The organism is Ruegeria sp. YTSC230 (assembly GCF_059609665.1).
The window spans coordinates 402,690-417,199 of sequence record NZ_JBXWMC010000002.1 but is presented as its reverse complement, the minus strand read 5'-3'; the positions used below and the strand labels follow the sequence as shown (position 1 = coordinate 417,199).

Genomic DNA, 14,510 nt, shown 5'->3' with positions numbered 1-14,510 from the left:
CACGATCAGCGCACCCCGTCAAAAATTTCGGGGAAGGAAATCCGGCCCACATTCGGATCAATGACCAAAAGCGCGTCGTAACTAGCTGGATCAAAAGGATCTTCGGCCGGAATGACTTCGCGTTCGAAAAGCCAGCAAAGACGGCCAGCATCCAAATTGCCCCTCTCAAACGGTTGGTCGCCAAAATGTGCCCATAGGGCTTCCATAAAAGCCGCATCCGCGCGCTTGTCCGCGGGTTTACGATCTCGAAACCGCTCGCGGCGGGTCAGGGGCGTCACGCCTTTGGGATTGGCCCGACGAATAATGAACTGAAAGTCAGTTCCCGGCAGGCGCCCGGGAAATCCGCGATGTTTCAGCATGGTTCCACCTCAGTTGCACAAGGGGTCATGGGGATCAGATATTCACATCCGTCACAGGATGATGTCATGGTGCGCACCTCCAAAGCCGCGTAGCTGTTCAGAAATGCCCTGACGGGATGAATAGCGCGATTCATGGTCAAAGCCCCTCCCAGATACACCGGGACTGTTCCAGCCGGTAGGCTTCAAAGAACTGCGTGGCATCAGGGGATGTACGGCCGAATTCGATGGGCCGGTCAGACAGGGAAATGACCACCCGGGCAGCGTCCAGTTCGTATTTAGCCACATAAGTAACCGCAAGCGTCTGGCACAGATGTTCCATGTCGACCGAGGCGATATCGTACCCGATCCGGCCAATGTCCGAACCGATCTTGGGCGCAATAAAGCGAAACCGCACCCAAAGCTCACCGGGGTTATTGTCCAGCAGAACGTCGCTCAGGTGCACTGGCTGTCCGGACGGGACCGGCAACAGGTTTTCGGAATCAGCCAGAACGGGGACCGCAAAAACCGACAGTACAACAGCTAAGGCGCGATCCCGGACCCGCCACAGGCGAGCTCCTCTCTCCGGGATCGCGCGCGCCTGGCTTTCGGCCCGCGCTGTTCTATGTCTAATTGGGCAACTCATTAGCAGTTGTGGCCTCAAAGTCAATTTTGCACCCAAGTAATCTGCCCTGACCGTTTGTCCGAGACGCTGTCCAAACCGTTTTGGCCGGGCAGATTTCCTGGCACATCCTCTCAAAGAGGGATGTTGTCGTGCTTTTTCCACGGGTTTTTCACGTGCTTGTTCCGCAAGCTGGCAAAGGCCCGCGAAACGCGACGGCGGGTCGATTGAGGCATGATCACCTCATCGATAAAGCCACGCTCGGCCGCGACAAACGGGTTCGCAAACCTGTCCTCATAATCCTGCGTGTGCTGCACAATTTTCTCGGCATCGCCCAGATCGGCACGGTGAATGATCTCGGTCGCGCCCTTTGCGCCCATCACCGCGATTTCGGCTGTAGGCCAGGCATAGTTGAAGTCACCGCGCAGGTGCTTGGACGCCATAACATCATAGGCACCACCATAAGCCTTACGGGTGATGACGGTAACTTTTGGCACCGTGGCTTCACCGTAGGCAAACAACAACTTGGCGCCGTGCTTGATCACTCCGCCATATTCCTGCGACGTCCCCGGCAGGAAGCCAGGCACATCCACCAGCGTCAGGATCGGAATTTCGAAGCAATCACAGAACCGCACAAACCGCGCGGCCTTGCGCGAGCTGTCGATGTCCAGACAACCGGCCAAAATCATCGGCTGATTGGCTACAACGCCCACTGTCTGCCCTTCAAGCCGGATGAACCCGGTGATGATGTTTTTGGCAAAATCCTCCTGAATTTCGTAGAAATCACCCTCATCCGCCACTTTGGTGATGAGTTCCTTCATGTCGTACGGCGTATTAGGGTTGTCGGGGATCAATGTATCCAGCGAGGTTTCCAGACGGTCGGGTTCGTCAAAGAACGGGCGCACAGGCGGCTTTTCGCGGTTGTTGAGCGGCAGGAAATCAACCAAACGCCGCACCTCGGCCAGTGCTTCAACGTCGTTCTCAAACGCTCCGTCAGCAACCGAGGATTTCTTGGTATGGGTCGACGCCCCACCCAGTTCCTCGGCGGTAACCACTTCGTTTGTGACCGTCTTGACCACGTCGGGGCCGGTCACAAACATGTACGAGGTGTCTTTGACCATGAAGATAAAGTCTGTCATCGCCGGGCTGTAGACTGCGCCACCAGCACAGGGCCCCATGATCACGCTGATCTGCGGAACCACGCCTGACGCCATGATGTTGCGCTGGAACACCTCGGCATAACCAGCCAGCGACGCCACGCCTTCCTGAATTCGCGCCCCGCCCGAGTCGTTAATGCCAATCACCGGTGCACCGTTCTGAACGGCCATATCCATGATCTTGCAGATCTTCTGAGCATGGGTTTCCGAAAGCGAGCCGCCAAAGACTGTAAAGTCCTGGCTGAACACATAAACCATGCGACCATTGATCGTACCCCAGCCAGTAACGACACCGTCACCCGCTGGCCTTTGCTTCTCCATCCCGAAATCGGTGCACCGATGGCTGACAAACATGTCAAATTCTTCAAAGCTGCCTTCATCCAGCAACAGTTCAACCCGTTCGCGCGCAGTCAGTTTGCCGCGCGAGTGCTGTGCGTCGATGCGCTTTTGTCCACCACCCAGCCGCGCGTTGTCGCGACGGTCTTCAAGTTCGGAAAGGATGTCTTTCATAACGATGATCCCCTGTAAAATCTGGCCGGACACTATACGTAGATGCCGCAAGACCAAAGTATCTTTCGGCAAATTTGCAAATCTTTTCCAATCATCTTGGTGAATATTGTAAACTTGCTAATCTTCACTCACAAAACGCGTGATGGATGGCATTCTTATCCGTGGTGACTATACACGTGAACTATGCAGTTTAGTTCTTCGTCGGCGCATCGCTCGCCTCCTAAAATTACCACTCTGGTTTTGCTGTCCGGATTGTCCGCGCTCAGCCTCAATCTGTTTTTGCCGAGCCTGCCCAATATGGCACTGCACTTTCAGGCCGACTACAAGGTCATGCAGCTGTCGATTGCCCTGTACCTGCTGGTCAATGCGGTGCTTCAGATCCTGATCGGACCAATTGCCGACAAGGCGGGGCGCCGTCCCGTTCTACTTTGGGGGTTGGTCCTTTTTTTATTGGCTACGTTGGGCTGCATCTATGCACCCAACGTCCAGGTTTTTCTTGTTTTCAGAATGTGTCAGGCAATCATCGTGGTCGGCATGGTTCTTAGCCGTGCGGCGGTTCGGGACCTATATGATCAGGACCAGGCGGCGTCTATGATCGGTTATGTAACGATGGGCATGGCCATTGTCCCCATGATCGGACCCGCGATCGGAGGCCTGTTGGAGGAGAGCTTTGGCTGGAAAGCCAACTTCTGGCTGCCCTTCGTTCTTGGCGTAATGACGCTGGTGCTAACTTACTTAGATTTTGGCGAAACCTCAGCCAAGAGCGGCAAAACACTGGTTCAACAATTCCGGGAATACCCCGAACTGCTGGGTTCCCCGCGATTTTGGGGCTATTCGCTATCATCCGCGCTGTCGTCTGGCGCCTTCTTTGCCTATCTGGGCGGCGCTCCCTTTATCGGCACCGAACTATTCGGCCTCAGCGCCGCCGAGGTCGGCATCTACTTTGGCGCCCCAGCCGTAGGGTACTTTTTTGGCAATTTCTTCAGCGGTCGCTATTCCGTTCACTTCGGCGTCAATCGAATGGTACTTTGGGGCTGCTGGCTGAACGCAGCAGGCGTTGCAATGTCCGCGATCCTGTTTCTGGCCGGCTTCGGAACGGCGCTCAGCTTTTTCGGCTTCATGACCTTTGTAGGCATTGGAAACGGCATGACGATTCCCAACGCAACCTCAGGCGCGCTTTCGGTGCGACCGCATCTGGCCGCGACGGCATCTGGGCTAAGTGGCGCCATTATGTTGGGCGGCGGTGCAGGCCTCAGCGCGCTTGCAGGAGCCTTGCTAACCCATGAAACTGGAGCAATGCCCCTGCTGTGGTTGATGCTGGCAACCTCGGTCCTGGCAGTATGCGCAATATTGTCCGTCATTCGACGCGAACGGCAACTGGGCCTTTGAATGGCTTGCCTATGACGGTTTGCAAAGTTAGCTTGCCAAATTAGGAAAGTTGCAAAGGCCCAAAATGGCGACTCAGAAACTCTATGCAGGTGCAAAGCTACGCGAAATGCGTACCCGCTTGTCCCTGACCCAAAAGGAATTTGCCGCCAAACTGGGTGTTTCCCTGCCCTATCTGAACCAGATGGAGAACAACAACCGTCCGATTTCGACCACGGTCGTTCTGGCGCTGGCGCAAGAATTCGGAATGGATGTCACCGAGTTGAGCACCGGCGACAGTGAACGCCTGGTCTCGGACATGCGCGAGGCATTGGCCGATCCGGTCTTTGACGATGCCGTTCCGCCACTCGCCGATCTCCGCCTGACGGCTTCAAACGCACCCGCTCTGGCACGAGCCTTCATTGCTCTGCACCGCACCTATCGTCAGACGCATGAACGCCTGGCCTCTCTTGACGAAGCATTGGGGCGCGAAGACGCGCAAATCCAGGCCAGCCCATGGGAGGAAGTGCGGGACTTCTTCCACTATTGCGACAACTATATCGACGCGGTAGACCGCGCGGCTGAACGATTTGCCGGGCGCGCCGAGGATGCAGGTGGCATACGCGCCGCAGCCCTGGACGGCCTCGCGGAGCGCGGCATCCGGGTACAATTCCCGGATATCGATGAAACCCGAAAGTACGACCCAGAAAACAAAACACTGCAGCTTTCGTCCAGAACCGCACCACAAACTCAGGTGTTTCAGTTGTTGTTGCAGGTTGCACTGATCAGTCAGGACAAACTTCTTGAAGCAACGCTGGATTTTGCCAAATTTCACAGCGATGAGGCCCGTGCCATTGCCAAGATCGGGCTGGCAAATTACTTCGCCGGCGCATCACTGATGCCTTATGCCAAATTTCTGGCCACAGCACAGGAATATCGTCACGACCTTGAACTGCTTAGTAACCGGTTTGGCGCATCGATCGAACAGGTGGCGCACAGGTTGTCGACCCTGCAACGCCCTGGCGCAAAAGGCATTCCGTTTTTTTTCGTTCGCGTTGATCAGGCCGGAACGATCACCAAAAGACACTCGGCCACGCGTCTGCAATTTGCCCGGTTCGGCGGCGCCTGCCCCTTATGGAACGTGCACCGCGCCTTCGAAACACCCGGCCACTTTCTGCGTCAGCTTGCAGAAACACCCGATGGCGTTCAGTATATTTCTCTGGCTCGGGACGTGTCGAAATCCGGAGGCTCATACGGTGCACCGGTACGTCGTTATGCCATTGCCCTTGGGTGCGAAGTGCGTCACGCCGAGGCGCTGGTTTATGCCGACAATCTGGACTTCAACAACGCCAGCGCCTACGAGCCAATTGGCATATCCTGCCGCATCTGCGAGCGGCAGAATTGTCATCAGCGATCGGTTCCGCCATTGGAAAGACGCTTAACGATAGACGCCCATACCCGCGGCACCCTGCCCTATGAAGTCACCTGATCTTTACCTGGCCTGACAATATCCCGGGGGAGGCGCGGCCTGCCGCGACCGGGGGCGGAGCCCCCGACATGCCTCAGGCTTTCGACAGGATAGCCCAGATCTCGTCTTTCAAACCCGCACGTTTCTTACGCAGGTCCGTTTCAGCAAGATCATCCATCGGCTCAACATTCGTTTCGGCTCGATGCACTTCGCGGTTAATCTCATGGTATTCATCCGCCAGCCGCGCAAAGTGAGCGTCCGTCTGCTTGAGTTGGCTCATCAGCTCAACCTTGTCCGGAAACTCTTCAGCCAGTTCGTGCGGGGTATGGGACATTCCTGTTCGCTCCTCAAAACATGTTGTTGCGATTCAAGTCTATTCGTCCGGTCCCCGTCAATCTTTGACGCGGATCAAATCATTCTTTCGATCATCGCTGTGCAACCGCCCATTGGGGATTAATCCAAGGTTGGTCATTGGCTGCTGGCAGGGCATTCTTACCCAACAGATGATCGGACATCTTCTCACCCACCATGATAGATGGCGCGTTCAGATTGCCATTGGTGATCTGCGGGAAGATGGAGCTGTCGGCAACGCGCAGCCCGTCCACGCCAATAACGCGCCCCTCGGGATCGACCACAGCGTTTTTGTCATCAGCCCGACCCATCCGGCAGGTTCCACAAGGGTGATACGCGCTTTCGGCATGTTCCGCGATAAAGGCATTGAGCGCTTCGTCAGACTGCACGTCCGCACCCGGCTGAATTTCTTTACCGGAATACGGTTTGAACGCATCCTGCCCGAAAATCTCGCGTGTCAGGCGAATACAGGTGCGGAAATCTTCCCAATCCTGCTCGTGGCTCATGTAGTTAAAACGGATCACAGGCGCGTCCTCGGCATTGGCCGACCGAAGTGAGACCGCCCCGCGCGAGGGCGAGCGCATCGGCCCGACATGCGCCTGAAAACCATGACCTTCAGCTGCTGCCTGACCGTCGTAGCGTACGGCGATCGGCAGAAAATGGTACTGAATGTCAGGATATTCCACGCCCGGCTTTGATCGGATGAATGCCGCACTTTCGAACTGGTTTGATGCACCCAACCCGGTCTTTGTGAACAACCATTGTGCTCCGATCAGGCCTTTACTGATCAGGTTCCAGTGTTTGTAGAGTGTGATGGGCTGTAGGGATGCCTGCTGGATATAAAGCTCCAGGTGGTCCTGAAGGTTCGCACCCACACCCGGGCGATCCGCCACGATGTCGATCCCATGCTCGGCCAGATGCGCTGCCGGACCGATGCCTGACAACATCAGCAGCTTGGGAGAGTTGATGGAGGACGCGGCAAGAACCACCTCGCGCCGGGCGCGGATGACCTCAGTCTTGCCACCTCGGATCAATTCCACTCCAATTGCGCGGCCGTTTTCAATGACCACTTTTGAGGCCAGTCCGCGCACGATATCGCAGTTATCGCGCTTGAGCGCAGGTTTCAGATACGCATTTGCCGCCGACCAACGCCGTCCTTTCCAGACGGTTTGTTCCATCGGGCCAAAGCCTTCCTGCTTTTCACCGTTATAGTCGCCGGTAACTTCGTATCCCGCCTGCTGACCCGCATCGACGAAAGCCTGAAACAGAGGGTTCTCGCGCGGTCCGCGCGAGACATGCAGCGGACCATCGGTGCCGCGCCATGTCGGATCACCACCATGTCCACCGTCATGCCAAGTTTCCATGCGCTTATAATAGGGCAGCACATCCGCATAAGACCAGCCATCGGCGCCCATCTCCGCCCAAGTGTCAAAATCACGCGCGTGGCCACGAACGTAAACCATACCGTTGATCGAGGATGATCCACCGATCACCTTGCCGCGCGGGCAGGCAAGTTCGCGGTTATTCAGGTGCGGCTCGGGCTCGGACTTGTAACCCCAGTCATACATCGGCATGTTCATCGGATAGCTCAGCGCCGCTGGCATCTGGATGAACGGGCCCGCATCGGTGCCACCATGCTCGATCACCAGAACCGAGGCCCCGGCCTCGCTCAGGCGATATGCCATCGCGCAACCTGCGGATCCTGCGCCGACGATGACGAAATCTGCTTCCATTTTCAGGTCTCCATATCCTGCCGAACTGCGTTTTGAACCGTTCGGCAGGAGTATTTTCAAAAAGGTGAAGAGGTTACTCGCCGCGCGGGTAGCGGGCGTTTTCCTCGACGACATTCAGATCCATGTGATTGCGCATGTAGCGCTCGGATGCCTTCTGCAGTGGCTGGTAATCCCATGGGTAATACCCGCCCTGCCGCAACGCCTCGTAAACAACCCAGCGGCGCGCCTGGCTGGCGCGGACATCCGCGTCGAATTGATCCAAGTCCCAACGCGCCTGAGATTTCGCGCGCAAAGTTTCCAGTGTACCTGCGTGTTCGGGATTTTCCGCGAGGTTTTCCAACTCATGCGGGTCAGCCTCAAGGTCGTACAACTGATCAGGGTCCAGTGCGCAGCGATTGTATTTCCACTTGCCATAGCGCAGCGAAACCAGCGGCGCATACGAGCCTTCGGCCGCGTATTCCATCTTCACCGGAGCAGTCCGTTCGGTGCCATTGGCCAGTGGTACAAGGTCTTCGCCATCGGTCCACGGCGCGATCTCGGCCATATCTACACCCGCCAGTGCGCCAAGGGTTGGCGTGACGTCGATTGTCGAAACCGGTGTGTCGATACGGCCTGCCGGCATATCCGGCGCGGCAATCATCAACGGCACGCGTGCCGATCCCTCGTAGAAGTTCATTTTGAACCACAGGCCCCGTTCACCCAGCATGTCGCCGTGATCCGAGACAAACATGATGATCGCCTCTTGCCGGGTTGTTTCCAGCACCTCGAGGATTTCACCGATCTTGTCGTCCAGATACGAGATATTGGAAAAGTACGCGCGGCGCGACTTGCGGATGTCTTCTTCTGTGATGTCGAAGCTGCGCCAATCATTGGCATCAAAGATACGCTTTGAGTGCGGGTCCTGATTGTCATAGCCAATGTCCGCAATCTCGGGCTGCAGGTGCTCGCAGTCTTCGTACAGATCCCAATACTTGCGGCGCGCCACGTAAGGGTCATGCGGGTGGGTAAAGCTGACGGTCACGCACCATGGGCGGTCATCCTTGCCGCGCGCCAGATCATAGAGCTTGGCCTTGGCGTTGTAGGCGACCTCGTCGTCATACTCCATCTGGTTGGAGATTTCGGCCACGCCTGCGCCCGTCACCGAGCCCATATTGTGGTACCACCAGTCAATACGCTCACCCGGTTTGCGATAGTCCGGCGTCCAGCCAAAATCAGCCGGGTAGATATCGGTTGTCAGGCGGTCCTCAAACCCGTGCATCTGATCTGGGCCGACAAAGTGCATTTTGCCGGACAGGCAGGTGTAGTAGCCCGCACGGCGCAGATGGTGCGCATAGGTCGGGATGTCGCTGCGGAATTCTGCGGCGTTGTCGTAGACACCCGTGCGCGAAGGCAGTTGACCGGACATGAAGCTGGCCCGCCCCGGCGCGCAAAGCGGCGAAGCCGTATAAGCATTGGCAAACCGGGTCGACCGCTCAGCCAGCTTCTTCAGGTTTGGAGCGTGAAGCCAGTCAGCGGGACCGTCTGGAAAGAGGGTCCCGTTAAGCTGATCCACCATCAGGATCAGAATGTTCGGTTTTGTCATTTTTCAGCCTCGAGCAGAGTGTTGAGGACACGCATCGCGTGATTGACCGCCAGCTGCGGTTCTTCCGGCGCGCTTAGCGCGGCGCGGATATACAGCCCATCGATCAGGGCGATCATGTTTTCGGCCGCCTCGGCCGGATCGACCAGCACCGGGCGCAGGGCGTGGGTCAGATTCGACCGGATACGCGCCTGATAGATTTGCCAAAGGCGCAAGGCATCATCATTGGTTTGGGCCAGCACGTAGAACGTCATCCACGCAGCAATGACATCCGGTGTGAAACATGATGGTGCAAAACAGGCCCGGATAATGGCCTGCGCGCGCTCCTGCGGGACAGCATTCTTCAGTTCTTGCCTAGCCTCGTCGGCAAAGTCCGACAGGATACGACGCATGGCGGCCAGAAATATCTGATCTTTGCCACCGAAATAATGATGCGCCAGCGCGCTGGACATGCCTGCCCGTTTGGCAATCTGGCTGACCGTTACATCAAGGGATTTCTTCGACCCGAGCTCGGCAATTGTTGCCTTGACGATCGCGTCACGGCGGATTGGCTCCATTCCGAGTTTCGGCATCGCTATCCCCTCATTGCGTATTTGAGAAAACGCTAAGGGGTTTTTATTGACTCGTCAATCAATAACGTTTCATGCGACCGCCAACGGTCAGAGTTTGGGTGCGATACTGGGGGTCGTCAAGCTGCTGCGGTTCAAAACCGCTTCGCGCCAGGCAATGAAACTGACCGCCAACAGAATCACCGTACCACCCGCGACAACCCAAATGTCGATGCTTTCGTTGAAGACCAGCGCGCCCAACAGGGTGGCCCAGATCAGCTGCAGGAACGTAACCGGCTGTGTGACCGCGACCGGGGCCGCCTTAAGTGCGATCGTCATGAAATAGTGGCCCGCCGTGGCAAAACTGGCCACCAGAAACAGCACTCCAAGGTCGCGCAAGCTGGGCGTGGTCCAAACTGCAATCGCAAAGGGGATCAAGGCTATGGTCACCCAGATCGACATATGCGCCACAACGACCGACGGCGGCAGATCACGCACAAGCACTTTGGCGATCAGATAAGATCCGCCCAAGGTCAGGGCCGTGCCTAGCATGGTGATATGACCCAGTGAAATCTCACGAAAACCCGGCCTTAGGATGATCAGAACGCCAACCAGTGCCACGCCAATCGCGGCGATCCGACGGATGGCCAGCTTCTCGCCCAGAAACAACGCGGCCCCCAGCGTGACATAGACCGGCGTCATGTAGTTCATCGCCGTAACCTCGGCCAGCGGGATCTGGGTCATCGAGAAGAACCACAGCATCACTGCAAATGCGTGGACGACACCGCGTGTCCCCAGCAACACGATGTGGCTGCGTGTAAGGTGGGTTTTCAACACCAGGCGCAACGCCGGCAACAGAAAGATCAAGCCGAAGGCAAACCGCAGAAACGCAGCCTGCGTAGGGTCCATCGTGGAGCCCAGCGACTTTACCAACGCGGTCATGACCACAAACGACAAGCCTGCCGAAAACATCCAGAGCATGCCAGCCACGGGGCGGTGTTGGGCGGTTAAAGTTGACATGTTAACGGTTGAACACCGAATACTTGGCAGAGGCAACCCGTCACATCAATACGAGCTTTGCAGCAATTGCCAGCATGACCATGCCGATTATTAAATCCAGCACCTGCCACGCCCGTGGTCTTGTGAAAATCGGGGACAGCATCCCTGCCCCGTAGCCCAGCGAAAAGAAGAACACAAAGCTGGACGTCATTGCCCCAAGCGCAAAGGCCAGCCGATCCTCATACTGCGCCGAGATTGAACCAATCAGCACAACTGTATCCAGATAGACATGCGGGTTCAGCCATGTGAACGCAAGAACGGTCAGCAGAACAGATTTCAGGCTGACCCGCTTACCCTCGCCGATCTCCATCACCGCTCCGCCGCGCCAGGCCGAACTCAGGCTGCGCAAACCGTACCATATCAGGAAGATCGCCCCGCCATATCGCATGACAGTCTCGAACCAGGGCAACGCGTGCGCCAATGTTCCGAAACCCGCAACGCCGGCGGCTATGAGAATGGCATCAGAAACCGCGCAAGTCAGGCACAGTGGGAATACGTGCTCGCGCCGCAATCCCTGACGCAGAACAAAGGCGTTTTGCGCGCCAATGGCGAGGATCAGGCTGAAACCAAGCACAAAGCCTGCGATCAAGGATGTGGACATGAAACCTCCGATAGTCTGAGGCGTTGACTACTTGCTTACCGAACATCTATCAAATTAAAGATACTGACCTGAATTAAGTCTGTCTAATGCTACTGGATCCAAACCACCTGACTGCGCTGTCTGCCATCCTGCGTCATGGCAGTTTTGACGCGGCCGCCTCAGAACTTGCGGTTACGCCTTCCGCGGTTTCACAGCGGATCAAGGCGCTGGAAGACCTTGTCGGCGCAACCCTGATCAATCGGGGAACGCCCTGCACGGGTACTCCGATGGGTTTGCGTATCGCTCAACACGCCGAGGACATCGGGTTACTTGAGACGCATCTGGCCCGCGAACTGACGCTTGATCAAACCAACGACCCCGCGCGCGTGCGCGTCGCCGTGCCAGCCGACGTCCTGGCGACGTGGTTCATCAATGTCATGTCTCAGGTCGACGGCCTGCTGTTCGATCTGGTCGTTGACGATCAGGATCATTCGGCTGAATGGCTGAGGCGCGGAGAGGTCAGCGCCGCCATAACGGTCGGAGGTGATACAGTCCCAGGCAGCGACGCCGTCGCCCTTGGCGCCCTGCGGTACATCCCCACGGCCAGCCCCGATTTCATGCGCAAATGGTTCGCGGACGGTGTAAATGTCGAGACGTTGTCCCGCGCCACCTGTTTGACATTCAACCGCAAGGATGGGCTGCAAAAAGCCTGGATTACCCGGCAGACAGGTCAACGGCTATCACCCCCCTCGCATTTCCTGCCCTCCTCTCAGGGATTTGTAGAAGCGGCCATTGCGGGGATTGGTTGGGGAATGAACCCGGAAAACCTTGCGCGCCCAGCGCTGGAAGACGGCCGGTTATGCCCTTTGGTACCGGGCGCGCGTCTTGACGTAGGGCTGACCTGGCAGGTGGGTCGTGTGCTATCCACGGCGTTGGCCCCGCTGACTGGCGCAGTCAAACGCGCCGCCAATGGTGCCCTGCTTCCTGCTGACACGGCAGACTAGGACTGAACCGCTTTTTTCTCGCTGGGAATAACAACACGGTAACAGGCGACCGCCGCGAAAACGCTTGTGGCGACGATGAAGGCGATTGCCCAGGCGACCTCGTGCAAATGCGCAACGCCTGCCAACGCGGCCGAGAGCAATACGCCAGAGATCCGGCAAATGCTCTTGATCGCTGCGGCACCTTTGACCCTCTGATCTTTTGGGGCAACGTCCAGGAAGTACAGCTTGCGGGCACTGCTGATCCCTGTCACCGCAACAGTGACAACGAACAAGGCAATGGCGTGTAAGTGAACGTCATGGTCCATGCCCAGAAAGTGCACGGACAAAAGCGCACCGCCCGTCAGCGCCACCATCAGGTTCCCGGTGACCATCACGGCGCGATGCGATTTCATGTTCACCAATTGCCACAGTGGGGCAGATACAAGATACCCCGACGCCGACGACACGATCATCGCCGTCAGCCCTCTGGCCGAATTGTGGTGCGCTTCGGCTGCGATCAGCGCAAAGAACGGTACGGACAGGGATACGACGACAAGCGGCATGCGCATGATCATGTACCGGCGGAACCAGTGCTGATCGAACATTGCGGCGATATCGGTGAAGTTATCCAGGAACTTTCGCTTCTTGACCCGTTGCGCGCCCTGTTCCTGGGTGGGACCGACGGTTTCGGACATCATTAGAATCGACAGGCCGGACAGGACAAAGAATGTTACCGAAACGGCGATGACTGCGGAATGGCGCGAAAACGGTGGGTTTTCTTTGGTGATCTCGTGAACCAGCAACGCCAATCCGATTGCGCCCAATCCACCCACCCCCAGCTGCAGATAATGCATGATCATCCGCGATTTGGAGCGCACCTGATCGCCCAGCAGATCGGTATACATCAGCGACTGAATTTCTTCGATCAAACCGATCATGAAAAATGCCGCGACAAAAGCCACACCTATGACCGGAACGACACCTGTTGAGGCCACCAACAAAGCCAAAATCAGGCAGGCACCGATTGCGACCTCAGTCATCGCGATTGCACGTTTCTTGCGGTCACGCGCTGCGATGGGATACGCGAGGAAAACATCCGATATCATGCTGCCAACCATCCGCACCGACACCAGCGCGCCGGCTATGAACATCGGAAGCTCAAGCGACACGGCCAGAAATGGCAAGACCACGGATGGGCTGCCTAGGGTCCACGCCACCTGAGACAGAATGCTTTGCCCAGCCAGGACCGGAACGTTTCTTTTCGATGTGTCCAGTGACTTGTCAGTCATATGCGCGCTTGGGTTCCTCGGCTCGCAAAAGGGCGCGCCACTTGGGTTTAATCAATCCATGGTACTCAGTTCCACGCAACCGGCCAAGAACCCCCTGTGTCAAAAATGAAAACCCGGCCAAAGACCGGGTTTTTCGTGCTTTTCTTGCAATGCGGATCAGAGCTGAGCCATGACTTCGTCCGTGGCTTCGAAATTCGTCGTCACGCGTTGAACGTCATCGTCGTCCTCCAGCGCATCGACCAGCTTCATCAGCTTTTGCATGTCTTCCAGACCCAGCTCGGTTGTCGTCGTAGGCTTCCAGATCAGCTTGGTGGAATCGGTTTCCCCCAGCGCAGCTTCAAGGGCGCTCGACACTTCGTTCAGGTCGGTATCGGCACACCAGATGATATGCCCTTCTTCCGAGCTTTCGACATCTTCAGCGCCGGCTTCGATTGCGGCTTCGAACACGGTGTCCGCGTCGCCGACGGAACCCGGATAAACCACTTCGCCCTTGCGTTCGAACATGAAGCCAACTGAACCGGTTTCGCCCAGGTTGCCGCCGTTCTTGGAAAAGGTCGAACGCACGGTCGACGCTGTGCGATTGCGGTTGTCGGTCATCGTCTCGACGATCACCGCCACACCGTTCGGGCCATAGCCCTCATACCGGATCTCTTCGTATTCATCGCCTTCGCCCGCCGTCGATTTCTTGATCGCGCGGTCGATGACATCTTTTGGAACCGACTGTGACTTGGCTTCTTTCACGGCCAAACGCAGCCGTGGGTTTTTTTCAGGATCGGGGTCGCCCATCTTGGCAGCGACGGTGATCTCTTTCGACAGTTTGGAAAACAGTTTGGACCGCGCGGCGTCCTGACGCCCCTTGCGGTGCTGGATGTTGGCCCATTTGGAATGGCCTGCCATGTTGCGTCCTCGTCATCGTGATTGCGTATTCGGC

The 14,510-nt window shown here is 57.0% G+C and carries 14 protein-coding genes; 3 read left to right on the top strand and 11 right to left on the bottom strand.

Features of this window, described 5'->3' with window-relative positions; all coding sequences use genetic code 11:
• Positions 1–5: 5 nt before the first annotated feature.
• From AC2FD9_RS06085 to AC2FD9_RS06075, 3 genes are all read right to left on the bottom strand, one after another.
• A complete protein-coding gene (locus tag AC2FD9_RS06085; RefSeq protein ID WP_058276835.1) occupies positions 6–359 on the bottom strand; it encodes a hypothetical protein in 354 nt (117 codons plus the stop codon).
• Positions 360–495: 136 nt separating this feature from the next.
• Positions 496–981, bottom strand: coding sequence for a DUF6497 family protein (locus AC2FD9_RS06080; protein ID WP_282168867.1), 486 nt, complete (start codon positions 979–981; stop codon positions 496–498).
• A 110-nt stretch (positions 982–1,091) separates the two neighbouring features.
• On the bottom strand, positions 1,092–2,624 hold the full coding sequence (locus tag AC2FD9_RS06075; RefSeq protein ID WP_109313344.1) for an acyl-CoA carboxylase subunit beta: 1,533 nt from the start codon (positions 2,622–2,624) through the stop codon (positions 1,092–1,094).
• A gap of 183 nt (positions 2,625–2,807) precedes the next feature.
• Here AC2FD9_RS06075 and AC2FD9_RS06070 point away from each other — a divergent pair, with 183 nt between their 5' ends.
• Complete coding sequence (locus AC2FD9_RS06070; RefSeq protein ID WP_496835892.1) at positions 2,808–4,013, top strand: multidrug effflux MFS transporter; 1,206 nt, start codon at positions 2,808–2,810, stop codon at positions 4,011–4,013.
• 64 nt (positions 4,014–4,077) lie between these two features.
• Positions 4,078–5,478, top strand: a complete 1,401-nt coding sequence (locus AC2FD9_RS06065; RefSeq protein ID WP_496755071.1) for a helix-turn-helix domain-containing protein — start codon at positions 4,078–4,080, stop codon at positions 5,476–5,478.
• Positions 5,479–5,551: 73 nt separating this feature from the next.
• On the opposite strand, the gene AC2FD9_RS06060 is transcribed toward AC2FD9_RS06065, so the two are convergent.
• From AC2FD9_RS06060 to AC2FD9_RS06035, 6 genes are all read right to left on the bottom strand, one after another.
• Positions 5,552–5,791: an HP1242/YdcH family protein gene (locus AC2FD9_RS06060; RefSeq protein ID WP_170558723.1), complete on the bottom strand. Its 240-nt coding sequence runs from the start codon at positions 5,789–5,791 to the stop codon at positions 5,552–5,554.
• Between the two features lie 91 nt (positions 5,792–5,882).
• A complete protein-coding gene (gene betA, locus AC2FD9_RS06055) occupies positions 5,883–7,541 on the bottom strand; it encodes a choline dehydrogenase (RefSeq protein WP_496835890.1) in 1,659 nt (552 codons plus the stop codon).
• 73 nt (positions 7,542–7,614) lie between these two features.
• Complete coding sequence (gene betC, locus AC2FD9_RS06050) at positions 7,615–9,123, bottom strand: choline-sulfatase (RefSeq protein ID WP_282168871.1); 1,509 nt, start codon at positions 9,121–9,123, stop codon at positions 7,615–7,617.
• Complete coding sequence (gene betI / locus AC2FD9_RS06045) at positions 9,120–9,692, bottom strand: choline-binding transcriptional repressor BetI (RefSeq protein ID WP_496835888.1); 573 nt, start codon at positions 9,690–9,692, stop codon at positions 9,120–9,122. The genes betC and betI overlap by 4 nt, the downstream gene beginning before the upstream one ends.
• Positions 9,693–9,779: 87 nt before the next feature.
• Positions 9,780–10,688, bottom strand: a complete 909-nt coding sequence (locus tag AC2FD9_RS06040; RefSeq protein ID WP_282151670.1) for a DMT family transporter — start codon at positions 10,686–10,688, stop codon at positions 9,780–9,782.
• A 40-nt stretch (positions 10,689–10,728) separates the two neighbouring features.
• Entirely contained in the window at positions 10,729–11,328 is a 600-nt protein-coding gene (locus AC2FD9_RS06035; protein WP_282119077.1) for a LysE/ArgO family amino acid transporter, read from the bottom strand.
• A gap of 86 nt (positions 11,329–11,414) precedes the next feature.
• On the opposite strand from AC2FD9_RS06035, the gene AC2FD9_RS06030 reads away from it, so the two are divergent.
• On the top strand, positions 11,415–12,311 hold the full coding sequence (locus AC2FD9_RS06030) for a LysR family transcriptional regulator ArgP (protein ID WP_496835885.1): 897 nt from the start codon (positions 11,415–11,417) through the stop codon (positions 12,309–12,311).
• Here the strand turns inward: AC2FD9_RS06030 and AC2FD9_RS06025 are convergent.
• Together AC2FD9_RS06025 and AC2FD9_RS06020 are read right to left on the bottom strand one after the other, a co-directional pair.
• The gene (locus tag AC2FD9_RS06025) at positions 12,308–13,579 is read right to left on the bottom strand and encodes an MFS transporter (RefSeq protein WP_496835884.1); all 1,272 of its coding nucleotides are present in this window, start codon (positions 13,577–13,579) and stop codon (positions 12,308–12,310) included. The genes AC2FD9_RS06030 and AC2FD9_RS06025 overlap by 4 nt on opposite strands.
• Positions 13,580–13,735: 156 nt before the next feature.
• Positions 13,736–14,476 (bottom strand): YebC/PmpR family DNA-binding transcriptional regulator, encoded by a 741-nt coding sequence (locus tag AC2FD9_RS06020; protein ID WP_058275643.1) that lies wholly within the window; start codon positions 14,474–14,476, stop codon positions 13,736–13,738.
• Between the last annotated feature and the right edge of the window lie 34 nt (positions 14,477–14,510).

What these genes read in the sequence shown, in the direction of transcription:
- AC2FD9_RS06085 (WP_058276835.1), bottom strand. Translation starts at nt 359, where the DNA reads ATGCTGAAACATCGCGGATTTCCCGGGCGCCTGCCGGGAACTGACTTT.
- AC2FD9_RS06080 (WP_282168867.1), bottom strand. Translation starts at nt 981, where the DNA reads ATGAGTTGCCCAATTAGACATAGAACAGCGCGGGCCGAAAGCCAGGCG.
- AC2FD9_RS06075 (WP_109313344.1), bottom strand. Translation starts at nt 2,624, where the DNA reads ATGAAAGACATCCTTTCCGAACTTGAAGACCGTCGCGACAACGCGCGG.
- AC2FD9_RS06070 (WP_496835892.1), top strand. Translation starts at nt 2,808, where the DNA reads ATGCAGTTTAGTTCTTCGTCGGCGCATCGCTCGCCTCCTAAAATTACC.
- AC2FD9_RS06065 (WP_496755071.1), top strand. Translation starts at nt 4,078, where the DNA reads ATGGCGACTCAGAAACTCTATGCAGGTGCAAAGCTACGCGAAATGCGT.
- AC2FD9_RS06060 (WP_170558723.1), bottom strand. Translation starts at nt 5,791, where the DNA reads ATGTCCCATACCCCGCACGAACTGGCTGAAGAGTTTCCGGACAAGGTT.
- betA (WP_496835890.1), bottom strand. Translation starts at nt 7,541, where the DNA reads ATGGAAGCAGATTTCGTCATCGTCGGCGCAGGATCCGCAGGTTGCGCG.
- betC (WP_282168871.1), bottom strand. Translation starts at nt 9,123, where the DNA reads ATGACAAAACCGAACATTCTGATCCTGATGGTGGATCAGCTTAACGGG.
- betI (WP_496835888.1), bottom strand. Translation starts at nt 9,692, where the DNA reads ATGCCGAAACTCGGAATGGAGCCAATCCGCCGTGACGCGATCGTCAAG.
- AC2FD9_RS06040 (WP_282151670.1), bottom strand. Translation starts at nt 10,688, where the DNA reads ATGTCAACTTTAACCGCCCAACACCGCCCCGTGGCTGGCATGCTCTGG.
- AC2FD9_RS06035 (WP_282119077.1), bottom strand. Translation starts at nt 11,328, where the DNA reads ATGTCCACATCCTTGATCGCAGGCTTTGTGCTTGGTTTCAGCCTGATC.
- AC2FD9_RS06030 (WP_496835885.1), top strand. Translation starts at nt 11,415, where the DNA reads ATGCTACTGGATCCAAACCACCTGACTGCGCTGTCTGCCATCCTGCGT.
- AC2FD9_RS06025 (WP_496835884.1), bottom strand. Translation starts at nt 13,579, where the DNA reads ATGACTGACAAGTCACTGGACACATCGAAAAGAAACGTTCCGGTCCTG.
- AC2FD9_RS06020 (WP_058275643.1), bottom strand. Translation starts at nt 14,476, where the DNA reads ATGGCAGGCCATTCCAAATGGGCCAACATCCAGCACCGCAAGGGGCGT.